The 631-nt window shown below is 68.6% G+C and carries 1 protein-coding gene; it reads right to left on the bottom strand.

The annotated features are described in order from the left end of the window. Positions 1-631 (bottom strand): AMP-binding enzyme (locus BTE28158_RS32310; RefSeq protein ID WP_174920304.1); only part of this gene is annotated, 631 nt, incomplete at both ends.

Here is a 631-nt window from a genome sequence, read left to right as displayed (position 1 = left end):
CGAGCTGCTCGAGGATCGCGGGGTTCTCGAGCGTGGACGTGTCCTGCGTGATCGCCTCGCCCTTCGCGAGCGAGCGCAGCAGGCGCCGCATGATCTTGCCCGAGCGCGTCTTCGGCAGGTTGTCGCCGAAGCGGATGTCCTTCGGCTTCGCGATCGGCCCGATCTGCTTGCCGACCCAGTCGCGCAGCGTCTTCGCGAGCGCCGCCGCTTCCTCGCCTTCCGGACGCGAACGCTTCAGCACCACGAACGCGACCACCGCCTCGCCCGTCGTGTCGTCCGGGCGGCCGACCACCGCAGCTTCCGCAACCAGCTCGTGCGAAACCAGCGCCGACTCGATCTCCATCGTGCCGAGCCGGTGGCCCGACACGTTCAGCACGTCGTCGATGCGGCCCATGATCGTGAAGTAGCCGGTGTCCTTGTCGCGCACCGTGCCGTCGCCGGCCAGATAGAGCGTGCCGCCGAGCTCCTCGGGGTAATAGCTCTTCTTGAAGCGCTCCGGGTCGCCCCAGATCGTGCGGATCATCGAGGGCCACGGACGCTTGACGACGAGAATGCCGCCTTGCCCGTTCGGCACGTCCTGGCCGGTCTCGTCGACCACCGCGGCCATGATGCCCGGCAGCGGCAGCGTGCA

This window comes from Burkholderia diffusa, from assembly GCF_902499115.1.
Taxonomy (GTDB): Bacteria; Pseudomonadota; Gammaproteobacteria; order Burkholderiales; family Burkholderiaceae; genus Burkholderia; species Burkholderia diffusa.
Note: the sequence above shows the minus strand (reverse complement) of the source record. Positions and strands in the feature narration are given on the sequence as shown.